This is a genomic window from Nocardia paucivorans NBRC 100373 (genome assembly GCF_000308675.1).
GTDB lineage: Bacteria > Actinomycetota > Actinomycetes > Mycobacteriales > Mycobacteriaceae > Nocardia > Nocardia paucivorans.
Window position 1 is genome coordinate 103,063 of record NZ_BAGE01000001.1, and the last position, 14,883, is coordinate 117,945.

17 protein-coding genes are annotated in these 14,883 nt (G+C 66.8%); 7 read left to right on the top strand and 10 right to left on the bottom strand.

What is annotated here, in order from left to right:
• Positions 1 to 196 precede the first annotated feature (196 nt).
• From ON32_RS00405 to ON32_RS00415, 3 genes are all read right to left on the bottom strand, one after another.
• Positions 197 to 724: a hypothetical protein gene (locus ON32_RS00405; protein ID WP_040787774.1), complete on the bottom strand. Its 528-nt coding sequence runs from the start codon at positions 722 to 724 to the stop codon at positions 197 to 199.
• A gap of 242 nt (positions 725 to 966) precedes the next feature.
• Complete coding sequence (locus ON32_RS00410) at positions 967 to 1,590, bottom strand: superoxide dismutase (RefSeq protein WP_040787776.1); 624 nt, start codon at positions 1,588 to 1,590, stop codon at positions 967 to 969.
• A 245-nt stretch (positions 1,591 to 1,835) separates the two neighbouring features.
• Positions 1,836 to 2,471, bottom strand: a complete 636-nt coding sequence (locus tag ON32_RS00415) for a hypothetical protein (RefSeq protein ID WP_040787777.1) — start codon at positions 2,469 to 2,471, stop codon at positions 1,836 to 1,838.
• A gap of 426 nt (positions 2,472 to 2,897) precedes the next feature.
• Between ON32_RS00415 and ON32_RS00420 the strand changes: the two genes are divergently transcribed.
• The 4 genes from ON32_RS00420 to ON32_RS00435 all read left to right on the top strand — a co-directional run bounded on the left by ON32_RS00420 (position 2,898) and on the right by ON32_RS00435 (position 6,154).
• On the top strand, positions 2,898 to 3,272 hold the full coding sequence (locus ON32_RS00420) for a rhodanese-like domain-containing protein (RefSeq protein ID WP_085995092.1): 375 nt from the start codon (positions 2,898 to 2,900) through the stop codon (positions 3,270 to 3,272).
• An 84-nt stretch (positions 3,273 to 3,356) separates the two neighbouring features.
• Positions 3,357 to 4,400 (top strand): DUF4328 domain-containing protein, encoded by a 1,044-nt coding sequence (locus tag ON32_RS00425; RefSeq protein ID WP_245550725.1) that lies wholly within the window; start codon positions 3,357 to 3,359, stop codon positions 4,398 to 4,400.
• Positions 4,397 to 5,161 carry a glycerophosphodiester phosphodiesterase gene (locus tag ON32_RS00430; protein ID WP_040787778.1) on the top strand — a complete coding sequence of 255 codons (765 nt, stop codon included), beginning with the start codon at positions 4,397 to 4,399 and terminating at the stop codon, positions 5,159 to 5,161. The genes ON32_RS00425 and ON32_RS00430 overlap by 4 nt, the downstream gene beginning before the upstream one ends.
• 72 nt (positions 5,162 to 5,233) lie before the next feature.
• Entirely contained in the window at positions 5,234 to 6,154 is a 921-nt protein-coding gene (locus ON32_RS00435) for a DUF5926 family protein (RefSeq protein WP_040787780.1), read from the top strand.
• 117 nt (positions 6,155 to 6,271) lie between these two features.
• On the opposite strand, the gene ON32_RS00440 is transcribed toward ON32_RS00435, so the two are convergent.
• From ON32_RS00440 to ON32_RS00460, 5 genes are all read right to left on the bottom strand, one after another.
• Positions 6,272 to 6,826, bottom strand: coding sequence for a ferritin (locus tag ON32_RS00440; protein WP_040787782.1), 555 nt, complete (start codon positions 6,824 to 6,826; stop codon positions 6,272 to 6,274).
• Between the two features lie 278 nt (positions 6,827 to 7,104).
• A complete protein-coding gene (locus ON32_RS30735) occupies positions 7,105 to 7,341 on the bottom strand; it encodes a ferritin-like domain-containing protein (RefSeq protein WP_051132706.1) in 237 nt (78 codons plus the stop codon).
• Positions 7,342 to 7,387: 46 nt separating this feature from the next.
• Positions 7,388 to 8,701, bottom strand: coding sequence for an LCP family protein (locus ON32_RS00450; protein WP_373284215.1), 1,314 nt, complete (start codon positions 8,699 to 8,701; stop codon positions 7,388 to 7,390).
• A 131-nt stretch (positions 8,702 to 8,832) separates the two neighbouring features.
• The gene (locus ON32_RS00455) at positions 8,833 to 9,606 is read right to left on the bottom strand and encodes a CPBP family intramembrane glutamic endopeptidase (RefSeq protein WP_040787784.1); all 774 of its coding nucleotides are present in this window, start codon (positions 9,604 to 9,606) and stop codon (positions 8,833 to 8,835) included.
• Between the two features lie 65 nt (positions 9,607 to 9,671).
• Positions 9,672 to 10,442 (bottom strand): DUF2470 domain-containing protein, encoded by a 771-nt coding sequence (locus ON32_RS00460; RefSeq protein ID WP_040787786.1) that lies wholly within the window; start codon positions 10,440 to 10,442, stop codon positions 9,672 to 9,674.
• Positions 10,443 to 10,587: 145 nt separating this feature from the next.
• Between ON32_RS00460 and ON32_RS00465 the strand changes: the two genes are divergently transcribed.
• From ON32_RS00465 to ON32_RS00475, 3 genes are all read left to right on the top strand, one after another.
• Positions 10,588 to 11,037, top strand: coding sequence for a hypothetical protein (locus ON32_RS00465; RefSeq protein WP_245550726.1), 450 nt, complete (start codon positions 10,588 to 10,590; stop codon positions 11,035 to 11,037).
• Positions 11,038 to 11,209: 172 nt separating this feature from the next.
• On the top strand, positions 11,210 to 12,124 hold the full coding sequence (pheA, locus tag ON32_RS00470; protein ID WP_040787787.1) for a prephenate dehydratase: 915 nt from the start codon (positions 11,210 to 11,212) through the stop codon (positions 12,122 to 12,124).
• A complete protein-coding gene (locus tag ON32_RS00475) occupies positions 12,121 to 12,783 on the top strand; it encodes a histidine phosphatase family protein (protein WP_040787789.1) in 663 nt (220 codons plus the stop codon). The genes pheA and ON32_RS00475 overlap by 4 nt, the downstream gene beginning before the upstream one ends.
• 55 nt (positions 12,784 to 12,838) lie before the next feature.
• On the opposite strand, the gene ON32_RS00480 is transcribed toward ON32_RS00475, so the two are convergent.
• Both ON32_RS00480 and ON32_RS00485 read right to left on the bottom strand, forming a co-directional pair.
• Positions 12,839 to 13,669: an ESX secretion-associated protein EspG gene (locus ON32_RS00480; RefSeq protein WP_051132707.1), complete on the bottom strand. Its 831-nt coding sequence runs from the start codon at positions 13,667 to 13,669 to the stop codon at positions 12,839 to 12,841.
• Positions 13,666 to 14,829 carry a PPE domain-containing protein gene (locus ON32_RS00485; protein ID WP_040787791.1) on the bottom strand — a complete coding sequence of 388 codons (1,164 nt, stop codon included), beginning with the start codon at positions 14,827 to 14,829 and terminating at the stop codon, positions 13,666 to 13,668. The genes ON32_RS00480 and ON32_RS00485 overlap by 4 nt, the downstream gene beginning before the upstream one ends.
• Positions 14,830 to 14,883 lie beyond the last annotated feature (54 nt).

Consider the following 14,883-nt stretch of genomic DNA (forward strand, 5'->3'; position numbering starts at 1 on the left):
AATAAGTTTGGTAAGGCTTTGGTGATATTCAGGGTTACCTGAAAACCGTTCCTGGGTAGCCTCAACACCATGTCGGCATGCGCCTGGCAAACCCGTTCGGGCCGGTGAAGGGCATGGCTCGTCCCGGCGATCACCGCCGGTGAACGCCGGATTCCGCGATCTGCGCACCTCGATCGACCGACGGTCGAGGAGCTCGTCAGGCTGCCAGCAGCATGGCCAGGACAGCGGTATCGGGATCGCTGATCGGATCGAGCCCTACCCGGCTGACCAGTGAGGTGATGGTGCCATCCGCCTCGGCCTCGGCCCATGCGGCGCGATGTCCCAGACCCAGATGGGGCAACCCGGGCAACAACACGCATCCGGAGGCGGCGCCGGTGCACTCGGGCAGGGATGGGGTGGTTTCCGACGGTGGATGCAGCATGAGCAGGGCCGGTGGTATGTGCTCGGCGAACCGGCCGGGTTCCACCGCTTCCGCACCGAGCACGGGTCCCTCGGCCATCACCAGGCCAACCGTATCCGGCTCGGGATCGTCGGGGAGTTCCTCGCGTACGCCGAAGACCGTGGAGGTGGGAAGTAGTCCGGGCAGGGTGGCCACCCGCACCGCGAGCACCAATACCTGTGCCCACTCCTTGGTGGTTTCCGGCCAGCGGCCGGAGACGACGAAACCCCGCAGGGAACCTTTCGCTTGGAAGGGGGTGATACCGATCGAACTACTGCTGCGCATGATGCCTCCCGCATATGCCGGGGCGGCGGCCTTACCCGTCCTCGAACTTCTTGGAAGACGAGAATTACTCGAGAGTTATCTGGCACACAAGTACCAGAGAGTGCTAGTTATCGGCCCGAAATCACCTGGTTGCCCAGGGGAAGCGCGGCAGAAACAAACGAGACCCGCGGCCATGCGGTCGCGGGTCTCGTTTCCGTTCGGTACGGCGAGTATTCGGTCGAGTAGTGCTCGGCCGGAATTACTCAGCCGAAGATGAGTCCGTTGGCCTGGCTGGTGGCCTTGGCGAAACGCTCCTGCACATCGGCCCAGTTGACCACGTTCCAGAAGGCCTTCACGTAGTCGGCCTTGACGTTCTTGTACTGCAGGTAGAAGGCGTGCTCCCACATATCGACCTGCAACAGCGGGATGATCCCCAGCGGAACATTGGCCTGCTGGTCGTACAGCTGGAAGGTCAGCAGCTTCCGACCCAGGGTGTCGTAGCCGAGCACCGCCCAGCCGGAACCCTGCAGACCGTTGGCCGCCGCGGTGAACTGCGCGCGGAACTTGTCGAACGAACCGAACTGGTCGTCGATGGCCGCGGCCAGCTCGCCGGTCGGCTTGTCACCACCGTTGGGGGAGAGGTTCTTCCACCAGATGGAGTGGTTGACGTGACCGCCGAGGTGGAAGGCGAGGTTCTTCTCGTGCAGGAAGATGGCGGAGTGATCACCGGATTCGCGGGCGGCTTCCAGCTTCTCCAGTGCGGCGTTCACACCGGCGACATAGGCGGCGTGGTGCTTGGAATGGTGAATCTCGTTGATCTGCCCCGAGATATGCGGCTCCAGGGCGCCGTAGTCGTAATCCAGATCTGGCAGCGTGTACTCAGCCACAATGTCCCTTCCTAGTCGGGTCGAGCGCTTCCCGTACCGGGGTGCCCTCGACCATCATTCGTACACCCGATGGGTCGAACTCGTCCCGACGTCTCGCCATTCCCGTGTCCGCCGTGTCGGGACCGACCCATGCGTAGCATCGAATCATGCCGGGGCGCGACCAACTAGTCGGACGGGCCCGCCTTCTCGTACTCGAAATGGTCTCGTCGGTGGGCCCGATGCCCGATCGTTCGAGGTGTCGGGTATCAGAGCGCGGGGGTGATACCGGGGTGCAGAGCCCGTGGGTCTCCGGCGTCGTGCGCCGCCCACCAGCGTCGGGCGGCCGAGACCAATTCCGATAGCGGTACCGTCCGGCCGTCGGTGAGGTGTGCCTCGACGGTGTCGAACCAGACCCGCACATCGAGTTCCCGTGGGTCGACGCCCTCTTCCTGAGAGAACTCCAGGACATGGCGGGCGTTTCGCCGGTCGTCGATCACGGTGTCGAAGCTGAGCAGTTCGCTCCACAACGCCCATCCGCTGTCGTCGATATCGATGAACTCCCAGCCGTGCAGGCGACCGCCGCCGAAACTGGTGATCGCCTCGCCCAGGCCGGACAGCTCCAGCGGCAGGACCCGGGGGCCGAGGTCGTTCCAGCGTTGGGATCGCAGCGAGGCCGCCACCCGGGTGACTCCTTCGAAGGTGAGCCGGATCCGCGTGTGCCCGGTGAGCGGGTCCGCGGTCGGGAGGATGCCACCGGGCTCCGGGAGGGTCTGCGCCTCGACTTCGAGGTGCAGAAGTTTCGCGCGGGTGTCGACGGTCGCCCCGAGGCAGGCCGCCTCGGACAACACGGTGTCGAGGCCGGTCGTATCCAACTCTTCGAGAATCCCCCTGCTCGATGTCATAGCGACAGGCTACCGAGCGGACCGTCCGTATCGGGGTATTTGGATTTTTTTCATTTCGGGGGAACCGATGCCACGGAGGGTGCGTCCAACCAGATGTCGGCACCTTCGACGGCACGGTGCCGGCGCGGCGAGCGGGTGGTCGCTCCGGAATAGGTGGAGGGGAGTTCCGGATCGGCCGCCCGCTCCATCCAGGTCACAACCGGATACAGATGTTATAGCGAAAAGCTCTCATTTCGACCGGGTGTGATAGCCGATATCTGTGGATCGATCTGTGGATAATGTGGATAACCCGCTTCCGGGCGGGGCCTGTCCGACCTCGTCCGCGCCGGTTCACCGAATCGCCGAAGCCCTCGGGTTCGGTGTGTCGCCAGGGGGTGGAGGTCGCCGATCGCGCGACAGTGCCGTGCCCATGGCAGGATCGAATACGTGACGAGCTTCGATATCCCGTCGGTACCGGTCGAGGCCGTACCGGCCGAATTCGACATCGCGGCCACCGGACCGGGGGATGGCACCGAGCCGACCATCCTGCTGGATGTACGCGAGGACGACGAATGGCAGCTCGGTCACGCCCCGGGCGCCGTTCACATCCCGCTGTCCGATATCCCGGCCCGCACCGACGAGCTGGACCCCGACGCGCAGCTGTATGTCGTGTGTCGACAGGGCGGTCGATCGATCGAAGCGGTGAAATACCTGAACCGGATCGGTTTCGAGGCGGTGCATGTCGAGGGCGGCATGGTGGCCTGGCAGCGCCTCGGTCGTCCGTTGACCGCCGAGGGTGATCGGGTGGCGAAGATCTACTGACGGAAAGAGCGAGGTGCGCGGGTGAGTACGGTGGTGCAACCTTGTGCGCGCTGTGGCACGCGCTGGGCCGTGCAGGGAGCCCCCATGCATTGGTGTCCGCGTTGCCGTGGCGTGCTGTTGTCGCCCGGCCCGATCGATGCGCCCCCTGAACACCGCAACTATCGCTGGGTCGCGCGTCGGCCGGGACAGCTCGCCCGCCGTCCCGTCGTGCCCAGGCGTCGACCCGTCCGGCCGACCCCGCGCTATACCGAGATTCCGCGGTGGGGGCTGCGCGATGAGCCGCCGCGGCCGCAGCCGACTCGCCGCCGACCCCTGCGCGCCCTGGCCGATCGGGTGTACGGGCTACTGGCCGCGGTGGCCGTGCTCTACGCCCTCGCCGCGGGAGCCGAACTGGGTCGATATCTGATCCTGCTGCGCAACCGCACCCGACTCATCGAGCCGTGGCTGCTGGCCGTATCCGACGCATTGGTGATCGGCGCCTCGCTGATCGCGCTGATCCTCGCGCTGCCGGCCGCGGTGGGAGCCCTCGGGTGGCTGATCGAGCTCCGCCGGGTGGAGTATGCGCGCCGTAAACGCAGCGATCCGCGTTCGGTGCGCATGCTGGCCCTCGGCTGCCTGATCCCGGTGGTCAATCTGCTGTGGCCGGGTGTGTTCCTCACCGAGGTGGTATCCGAGCCCCGAGCGGTCCAGGCGGTCCGGATCTGGTGGTCGGCCTGGGTGTTCGGCGGGGCGCTGTCCGTGGCCGCGCTGATGTGGCGGTTCGCGGACTCGTTGCAGGCCGAGGCCGACGGGGTACTGTTCACTGCGCTCACCGATGCGGTGGCGGCGGCGGTGGCCGTGTTGACGTTGTGGGCCGTCCGGATGGTCGAGGGCAGGGATCTGCGTGGCCGGTCGCGGACCGCGCAACGTTGGGTGGTCGCCACCGATCCGGCCGTACCGGTGATCGAGCCCGTCCAACCGGGGTCGGCCGCCACGGTGAGCACCGCGGAACCCGCCGGCGACCCAGCCGTTCCCGATGATCGTCGCACCGGATCCGGCAATGCCGAGGCGGTCGACGCGGAATCGGTCGATACGGAGGGTGCGCGGATTCTTGCCGACCACGCACCGAAGGAGGTTGTCATCAAGTGAGCCAGAGTGCTCGTGCGCCGTTCGTCGTCGCGCACCGGGGCGCGTCGGCGGCCCGCCCGGAACACACCCTGGCCGCCTACGAACTGGCTCTACAAGAAGGAGCCGACGGCGTCGAATGCGATGTGCGGCTCACTCGGGACGGACATCTGGTCTGTGTGCACGATCGCACCATCGACCGAACATCCTCCGGTAGCGGCCTGGTCAGCGAGATGACCCTGGACGAGTTGCGGGGTTACGATTTCGGCACCGCCGAGGAACCGGCCTCGGTGCTCACCCTCGGCGAGTTGATCGCTCTGGTCCTGGACTGGCGCAGCCGACCCACGAAACTGTTCATCGAGACCAAACACCCGGTCCGCTACGGCTCGCTCGTAGAGAGCAAGGTGCTGGCCGAGCTCCAACGTTTCGGGATCGCCACCCCTGCTTCGGCCGATCACTCCCGGGCGGTGGTGATGTCGTTCGCGGCCACCGCGGTATGGCGAATTCGTCGGGCCGCGCCACTGTTGCCGACGGTACTGCTCGGCGAGTCCTCGCGGTATCTGGGCGGTAGTGCGGCCACCACGGTCGGTGCGACGGCGGTCGGCCCCTCGGTGAAAACGCTGCGCGAACATCCCGATCTGGTGGATAAGGCCGCCGCGGCCGGGCGGGCCACCTACTGCTGGACCGTCGACGAGCCCGACGATGTTCGGCTGTGCGCCGATCTCGGCGTGAGCTGGGTGGCGACCAACCATCCCGGGCGCACCAAAGCGCTTCTGGCATCCTGACTTCGCTCCGGTCGGCCGGTGTGGTGTGGCGCGATCCCGTGCCCGCTCACGACCGGTGTAGGTTGACCAGCCGTGGGAAAGAGCAAGCGCAACAGTCCGAAGCCCGGCGGGAACCGGGCCCAACGCCTGGCCGAACGGCGTGCCGCCCTGGCGCAGGCGGAGCAGGCCGTGAAGCGGCCGTTCCAGGGGTTGGCCGCCGAATGCGATCTGGTCGCCTTGCGCGAGTTCGTGCCGTCGGCCACCGCGACATTGTCGTTGTCACCCGAGGTCGGGGCCGAGCGGGCCGTGGTGCTCGCCACCGTACTGCCCGGCGCGGTGGCGGCCCTGGTGCGGGCGGGAGACGAACCGACCGGATACGTCGGGGCCCAGGTGCAGGCGCAGGGATCGGACCCCTCGGCCGATCTGGCCGCCGCCATTTTGTGGACACAGTCCGCCGAACCGGGTGATTCGCTGGCCACCGCCGTGGCGAAGGAGGTCGGGCCGGGACTGGCCGATGTCCTGGTTGCGGATGCGCCACTGGAGTTGACCGTGCACCAGGACTTCGACTGGTGGGTGCCCGAGGGGACGCAGCCGGACCCGCAGATCGCGGCGACCATCGAACAGGCAAAACAGGCGATCATGCCATCGGCCCGACTGGATCTGGGGCCGGAGGGGATCGGGGCGGCCTGGTGGGTGGATGCCGGGGAGAAAGCGCATCTTCGGTGGGTGCGGCCGGAACCCGAGGACGATCTCATGGCGGCCCTGGCCCGGGTGCATGCGGCGGGCGGATTGAATCTGGGCGCGGGATCGCGTTTCGCGGGATCGTTCCGCACCCATGGGCTTTTGGTGCCGGTATTCGATCTGGACCCCGAACGTCACGCCGATGAATGGCGGGAGGCGGCCCTCGCATTCGGTGCGCGCTTGGCCGAGGCGCTGGCCGTGGACGCCCCGTTGACCTCCGAGCAGCGTCGATCCCGGGACGGACTGCGTTCGCGCCAGGTCACTTTGCGCTGAGTTCCGGCAATCGGAATACGACTCGCAGGGCGAAATGCCCCGTTTCTTCGCCGGAGAGACGGGGCATATGCCGAATATGCGGCCGAGCCCGGGCCGCAGCCGAGCCTGCGGTATCGCTCAGACGGTGGCGTGGCCGCCCGCGACTTTCGGCGCGCCGGAGGTATCGCTGGGAGTGCTCATTTCCCGGGCGATGAATTCCTCGAGGTCGAACAAGTTCGACCCGGCGCGATCGGCGACCGTGAGCAGGGTGTTCATCTTGGCGACTTCTTCCACCTGTTCCTTCAAGAACCACTGCATGAATTGCTCGCCCAGATAGTCGCCTTCTTCCCGAGCGGTACTGGCCAGCTGGACGATCTGGTCGGTGACCGTCTTCTCCTGTTCGAGCGCCAGCGCGATCGGCTCACGCGCATTCTCGAAATGCGACTTCGCCGCATCGACACCACCCAGCTCGACGCTGATACTCCGGTCGAGGAAGTACCGCACAATCATCATTGCGTGATTGCGCTCTTCCACCGACTGAGCGTAGAAGCGCTTGGCGAGTTGCGGCAGGTCGGCGTTGTCGTACCACACAGCGATCGCAATGTACTGGTGCTCGGCATTGAATTCATGCCGGATCTGATCGTGCAACAGTGCATGAAATTTACTGCGCGGGCTCTCTGGACGGTTTGACATAACTCGACATTAACGTCGAAAAAGTGCCATGTCATCCAAGTGCACCCTTATTGAGGGTAGTATTGCCTAATTCAATTCCGTCCTCTTCCTGTCATTTTCGGGCCGGAATTGCTCGCACCTGTCGAAGCGGAACTCGGCTCTCGTTCGGCGAAACTTCTCCACATCGAAAAATCACCCGCCACGCGGTCGATCACCGCCATCAATGTCGACATCTCCGCATCGTCCCGCAGTTGGTGTTCCGGTAGCCATCCCGCGAATTGTTCGCCCAGGTAGTCGCCCTATTCTCGGGCAAGGCGCACCAGCTCGCCGATCTGCTCCGCCAACGTCTCCTCCCGGGCCGGCAGGAAAGCCGCTGCGGTATGCGGAGATTCGAAGGTGGGGCGGACCTCGTCGAGCTCGCCGGCGGTTACCTCCGGCTCGCGATCGAGCAAATACTGCACAATACGAAATGCGTGCCCACGGTGTTCCTCACCACATCGATAGCAGTATGCGGCCAATTGCGGCAGGCGCTGCACGGCAGATGCTGCACTTCGAAATACACGGCGGCGGCTGCGCCGATGCTCAGTCGCCGCGCAAATCCTCCGGGACGGGTTTGCCCTCGGCGAGGGCCTCGAAGAAACGGCTCGCGTCGGGTTTGGCCCACAGCAATACGTTGCCGCCCTCGGTATCGGTGAAACCGCCCACCGGAACACTTGTCGCCAGTGTGTCCCCACCGAGCGCCCAGGCCAGGCGGGCCAGATCCCAGATGTGGTCGTCCTCGTCCACGGTCAGCGATTTCGCGGTATTGCGGGCCATCGGCCACAGCGCGAACGGATTGGCGAGGGTGCCCACGCTGGTTGCCTTCTTCAGCAGCGCGGACAGGAACAGGCGCTGATTGTTCATCCGGTCGATATCGGCCATTGCGGTGGCCCTGCTGCGCACGAAACCCAATGCCTGCGGTCCGTCCAGGATCTGGCAGCCCGCGGGCAGGTTGATACCGGCGAGTGGATCGTCGATGGCCTGCGGTATGCAGACCTCGATACCGCCGAGCGCATCCACGACACCGGCGAAACCGGCGAAACCGATCTGCGCGTAATGGTCGATATGCAGTCCGGTGGCGATCTCCACGGTCTGCACCAGCAGGGGTGCGCCGCCGAATGCGAAGGCGGCGTTGAGCTTGTCTCGGCCGTAACCGGGAATACCGACATAGGAGTCGCGGGGCAGGCTGACCAGGGTGGTGCGGCCGGATGGCGGAATATGCACCAGCATGATGGTGTCGGTGCGTTCGGATCCCACGTCGCCACCGGTCGCCAGGCTCTGTTCCTGTTCCGGGGATAGTCCCGATCGGCTGTCCGAGCCGACCAGCAGCCAGTTCGTGCCGGCGGTATCGCCTACCCGGTCGGTGTAGTTGGTGAGCGCGTTGATTCGGGTGAGGGAGTTGTCGAGTTGAACCACCGCGGCGACCATGCCGACCACGAACACCAGCAGTAGCACCAGCAACCAGCGACCCGGTCGGCGCTTCCGTCGCCGCTCCGCGGGGCGGGGTGCGCGCCCGGACCGGGGTGGAGCGGGCGGCGGTGTCGGGGGGCGACGGCGATTGTCGCGATAGGGGACCGGCCGCTGAGTGGGGGCGTGGGTGCGCGGCGGGTTGGGTTTGCCGTCGCGATGGGGGCGGGGCCGTTGTGGCGTGGCACCGGGTCGGGGCCGGCCCGGTGCCGCCTCGGGAACCTGGGACCAGGCCTGTGGTGGTGAGTATCCCGGTGCAGGTCTGCGACGGATGACCTGGGTCGGTTCGGCGGGGGGAGAAGGTGGTGGGGCGGGTCGCCGCGCGCGGGGGCGGCCGGGTCCATCGGGAGGCGGGACCCGGCGAAGCCTGGGGTCGTCGCCGTACATCATTTTCAAACTCTACTTATCCGGTCGGTCCGGATCATCGCGAACGAGTCACGGTCGTCAACTCCGGTGGAATCGCGGATCCGAATGTGCCCGGCTTCGGTGCGGCGGTGAGCGGGGTTCGGGCGTGCTCCCGATCACGGCAGCCAGGAAACCCGGCCGTGCAGCGCACCGTACCCGATATAGGCGACGATATCGATCACGGCATGCGCGATGATCAACGGCCACAATCGGCCGCTGCGCTGCCAGTAGTGGCCGAAGATCAGGCCCATCACGATATTGCCGAGGCCACCGCCCAGGCCCTGGTACAGGTGGTAGCTGCCGCGCAGCAGTGCCGAGGCCGCCAGGGCGGAGTTGGCCGACCACCCCAGTGCGCGCAATCGGGTTATCAGGTAGGCCACCACCACGATTTCTTCCGCCACGGCATTGGCGCAGGCCGAGGCGGCCAGGGCGGGTAACCGCCACCAGTGCTCGTTCAGCGCGTCCGGCACGATCGTCACACTGAACCCCAGCGCGTGTGCGATGAGGTAGAGCCCCAATCCGGGCAGTCCGATCACCGCGGCCAATCCCAGACCGGGCAACCAGTCCGGCCGCAGCCGGGCCCGCGCGAATCCGATGGCCCGGGGGCCGATTCCGCTGCGCCAGAGCAGGTACAGGGCCAGTGCCGCCCAGGCGGCCAGTCGTAGCACCCCGAGGAGTTGGAACAGCAGGTCGAGGGTGGGTTGCGTCGAACGTGAGGCATTGAGCGCGACGGTTCGGTCCCGGAAACCACCCGGCGCCGCGGCGCTGTCGATCAGCGAGAGGATGGCGTTCAGCCCGCTGAGCCCGAAGGTGACGCAGAGCACCACGAGTATCTCGAGTCGGATCGCCGTCCGTTCTCGTTCCGTGGTGTCCGGGTTGGTGTCGCGCATATGCCGAATCTAGGCGCACTTCCGCCTGGACCATGGTGGGCGCGGTGGTACCGGCGTGGATCTCCTCAGCCGCGGCGCAGGCCGTTGAGGAAGGGGCAACCCGCGAGGGTACGGACGGCACGGCCGAGCGATTCGATGTCCTCGACCGGGGCGGCGAATGGGAGCCGGAAGTCGTGATCGCCGTCGAGGCACTCGATCCGCAGGGTGAGGCCGTAGCGGTCGATGGCCAGTGGGTGGATGCGACCGCGTTGGAGCCGTGCCGGTAGGTGACGCGCCATCTGGGCGACGAGATCGGCGTGGTCGGCGTCCATGTGTTGGATCCAGGCCGATTCCATGGCACAGAACGGATCGGGTCGCGCCGAGAGCAGTTCGTCGATGGAAACCGATTCGGCGCCGGTGGTGTCGGCGACCACGGCGGATTCGAGAACGAGGCGCAGCAGGGTCGAGGTGTGGCCGATATCCAGCAGGGCGGGATCCGGGCATTCCTGGGCCACTTCGGCGGCGAGGGCGCGCTGGGCCTGTTCCGGGACCGCCCGGATTCGACCGCGCAACCAGACCAGGGCGCGGACGGGTTCCCGCAGCGGTAGTGGCGCGTGATCGGTGAGCTCGAGCACCGCGGGCGCGGTGACCGCCGTATCCGGGTCGAGGCCGCCCATGATGGTGACCGCCGCGCAGTCGCGAAGGACGGCGATCACCGTGTCGCCGCATGGGCGCAGGTAGTGCATCGTGGTCGGAATCGGGTCCATACCGGGCAGGGCGAGCATTGCGTGGTCGGCGTGGGCGCAGGCGCTGCGCACGCGTTCGGCGGTCGATGGTGCGAGGGGCGTAGGTGGCATCAGGAACCTCCACTGCCGGGTGTGCCCGACTTCACGGCGATCAATTAGGTTACCCTAAGCTAAGTGACGCGGCGGGGGAGTGCAAGCACCTCGGCGCTTCGACACCGCCATCACTTCGTCGATAGTGGCGGGATACCGTGAAAAGGTGGTTGACGGTGAACCGGTGCTCGTACCGCTGACGATGCCCACTCGACGCGGCTCGTTCGACACCGCGGGACAACGATCCGCCGGCGGCACGCCGATGGCTCTGATCGAGGGCCTGGTCGTGCCCATCGGAACGGGGCAGGCCGCCCGGATCGTCGACATGGCCCTGGCCGACGAGCGGATTGCCGATGCACTCGCCGAGGCCGCACACGACGAGGGCGGTTTCGTGGCCCGCACGACCGACGGTGACCGCGCGGTCGCCATTATCGCCGCCACCGCCGCCGCATTGTGCGGGGAGGATATCCGGACCGCGCTGGTGACTCCCGATATCCCGTTTCTCATCGGTTTGTCCGGCGAGGCCATGGCGGCCGTTCGCGACGTATTGCGGGCCATCGAATCCGACACCCCCCTCGAAGTCGAGAAAGTGCTGCGCGCGCGTCTCGGGATATGAATCCGGAAACGGGCGTTTCGCGCGTTCACTGCCACCGTGCGTGTCGCGGTATCGGCGGATTCGCCGGGGTCGGTGCACGGCGCGTTTACCTCCGCATTCGCCACCGAGAGCGGATTGCCGACGAACGGATTGGCGCCGGCTGTGCTCCCCGGCCGCCAGTAGTCTCGTAGGCGTGCCGCGTATCGCTTATTTCGGGCCGTCCGGAACATTCACCGAGATGGCCCTCGCCGAATTCGAGTCCGCGGGTTCCTTCGACGGTCCTGTGGAGCGAGTCGCCGCGTCCAGCCAGGCCGCTGCCCTGGAGCTGGTCCGGGCGAAAGACGTCGAAGGCGCGGTGGTGCCGATCGAGAGCTCGGTGGAAGGTTCGATCGCTGCGACCCTGGACTCGCTGGCGGTGGGATCCCGGTTGCAGATCATTGCCGAAAACGAGCTCGAGGTGAGTTTCACCATCCTCGGCCATCCGGGTGTCGGTTTGAACGAGATCGCGACCCTGGCCGCATATCCCGTGGCGCTCGCCCAGGTGCGACAGTGGGTCGAGCGCACGCTGCCGCGGGTACGGATTCACACATCGGACTCCAATGCCGCGGCGGCCGAGGACGTCTGCTCGGGTCTGGCCGATGCCGCCGTCTCCACCGCATTGGCCGGGGAACGACTGGGCCTGACGCCGCTGGCCACCGGCGTCGCCGACCATGAGCAAGCGGTGACCAGGTTCGTCCTGGTGACCCGGCCCCGGCCGGCGCCCGCGCCGACCGGCGCCGACCGGACCTCGATCGTTTTCGAACTGCCGAACGTCCCGGGTTCGTTGATGCGCGCCTTCGCCGAATTCTCCACCCGAGGTATCGACCTGACCCGAATCGAGTCGCGCCCCACTCGAACGGGTATGGGTACCTACCGGTTCTATCTGGACTGTGTGGGTCATATCGAGGACACGGCGGTGGCGGAAGCGTTGAAAGCGCTGCATCGCACCGCTCAGGTCCGTTATCTCGGATCCTGGCCCGCTGCCTCGGCGACCGGAACACCACCTCCCTCCGATGAGGAACCGGCGCTGTGGCTCACCCGATTGCGGAAGGGGGTTGCCGACCTGTGACCGGCAAGCTCGTCCTGGTGCGACATGGCGAAACCGAAGGCAATGTCGCCAAAATACTCGACACCCGACTACCCGGTCTGCCGCTGACCGAACGCGGTGTGGCGCAGGCCAAGGCATTCGGGACGGCGCTGACCGCCCCGCCCCGGCTGCTGTTGGGTTCGCCGGCATTACGGGCCCGGCAGACGGCCGGATACATCGAATCCGTGGTCGGAGTACCTGCCGCGGTGCGTGAAGGCGTGCACGAGGTCCAGGTGGGAGATCTGGAAGGGGAGGGAAGCGCGGAGGCGCACCAACTCTTCCAACGGATCTACCGCTCCTGGCACGAAGGCGATCTGGCCGCGCGAATACCGGGTGGGGAATCGGGACAAGAGGTGCTGGACCGGTATCTACCGGTGGTAGAGCAGCTCCGGGCCGAGTATCTGATAGCCGATGGCGTCGGCGACATTCTGGTGGTGTCGCACGGGGCGGCAATGCGGTTGGTGGGTCGGTTCCTGGCCGGTGTGGCGCCGCCGTTCACCACGAACAATCATCTGGACAACACCGAAACCATCGAACTCGTTCCGCGTCCCGACGGTGGTTGGGAGTGCACACGCTGGGGCCGTTTCACCCCGCCGTTCGACATTCCGACACCGCCGACCGGCGACGATCCGATGGGCTGAGCCGACCGGCAGCGCTATCGAGCCGGAGCCCCGGGCCCCACCGTCGAGCGTGATGCTAGATGGAAGGGGGTGCGAGCGGAAACTTTTCGCGCTCAGGAAGCGAATTGATCAGATCCAGCAGCGCTGTGCGCAGTCGCGCCGTGGTTCCGCTGCTGAACGAGGTCCATTTGGTGCCATCGTCCGCGAGACTCGCGGTAGCGATGAACCGCCCCGCGCGAGTGTTGAATACCGCGATGTGATTGTCGGCGATATCGCGGCCGCCGTCGCGGTACACCACACCGACGATCTCGGCATGTGAATAGCAGTGCACCATGGCCGAGGCAATCGCCTGTGCATCACGTGGCGGATTACCCACCTTGCTCAATCGCGCTGCGGTGGCCGCCGAGTCGCCGACATCGTCGAAAATGGGAACCAATTGCTCGGTCGGCGCGTTCATCCCGCTGAGCTCGAGCGGCTCGGCCGGGCCGAGGGCGGTGATGATCGGGCCCGGTAGATCGTCGGTGGCCTCGTCGATCACATAGGAATCCGGCCCGCGAAGGGCGACGGTGACCAGCTCGTCGCCCTTCGCCAGACACATCCGACTCACCTGTCCCTCGACGATCAGTCGGAGGGCGACCACCCAGTGGGGGCGATACAGCCCACGCAGTCGGTCCTCCAACTCGGGGTGCACCTGTTCACCCTCCAGGAGGCCCCGTTCGAGGAGTGACTGGGCGGCCAGGCCCATCGCGGCATCGTGGTCGGTCTGGTTGTCGTAACGGCCCATCGCGTCGAGAACGACGGGCACCTCGTCGATCTCCAGTTTCTCCAGGAGAAACTGCATTTCGTCGAGCGATAACGTCACCGCCGCGAGCATGGACGGGCCGCGGCCGGCGCCCAGCACCGTCACTTGCCCATCCGCGGGGGTTCGGCACCGATCACACCGTCGGCCACATAACGACCATCGGTGAAGAGATCATCCTGCCGGTACTCGGAGCCCTTGTGCCCGGTCTCTTCCTCGTCGTCGCGGGCGGTGTTGCCGAGCAGCGGGTTGGGTCCGCCGGTCGCGGCCGGTCGAACCGCCATGTTCTCGGTGCGAGCGGCTCCGACCCCCTCGGTAAGCGGAGTGGTGGACGAGCCTGCGGCCGGCGGGGCGCCCCACCCTTCCGGCAGTTTCAGCGAACCGTTGTGCAGGCCCGTGGCGGTGCCGCCGGCCAAACCGGCCGAGCGGGTGGCCGCGGCCGCCGCGGCGGCCAGACCGGTGCTGAGCGCGCCCGGAGCGATCATGGTCGCCGCCGACGGTGTGCTCGTGGTCGTCGCGGCGACAATCGCATTGGCGCCGATATTGCCGACCGTGGTCACACCGGTGGTGGCGACCGAACCGGCGACATTCGCCGCCTGCGTCACGCCGCTCATGATGCCGGGGTTGTTGGCGAGCGCACCGGCGGCCGCGGCAGCCATCTGCACCGGGTCGCCGTTGGCGCTCCGGATTCCCTCCTCGAGCGATGGGGTGTCGGCGCGTCCGGCGCCATTGGCGATCGGTGGCGGAGGAACGAACTCACCGGGGGTCATCACGGTGGCGGAGATCGCTGCCTCGTAGGTCTCCATGGTGAGCGCGGCACGCAGGTCGAGCGCGGCCTTGGCCGCCTCGGCGGCCTCCGCGGAGCCGTTGAGCACACCGCCGGTGGTGTGCGCCGCGATCCGGGCCGCGTTCACGGCGGCGATCTCCGGCAGGCTGGGCATCGCGATCGAGGCCACGGTGTAGGCGGTGGCCTGGGATGCGGCCTTGGTGCCCAGGGCGGCTGCCATCGTGCTCTGCTGTTCGCTCCACGCGGTGAAGCCGGCGAGGCGAGCGAGGGCACCGAGACCGTTGAAGCCCTGCATACCGATGCCCAGCTCGGCCAATACCCGGGCGACGGTGAACGTGGCGTCGGCCCAGGCGCCGGTGAGTGTTCCCCAGGCAGTGGCGGCGGCCGACATCGGGATGGCGTGGGTACCGGCATTCAGGGCAATCGAATTGCCCTCCGCCAATCTGGGCAGCCAGAACACCCCGGTGATACCTGCGGTCATGCTTGTTTCTCCCCTTGAGTGGTTATACCTGCTGGTCGCGTCGGTCGGCCGGGG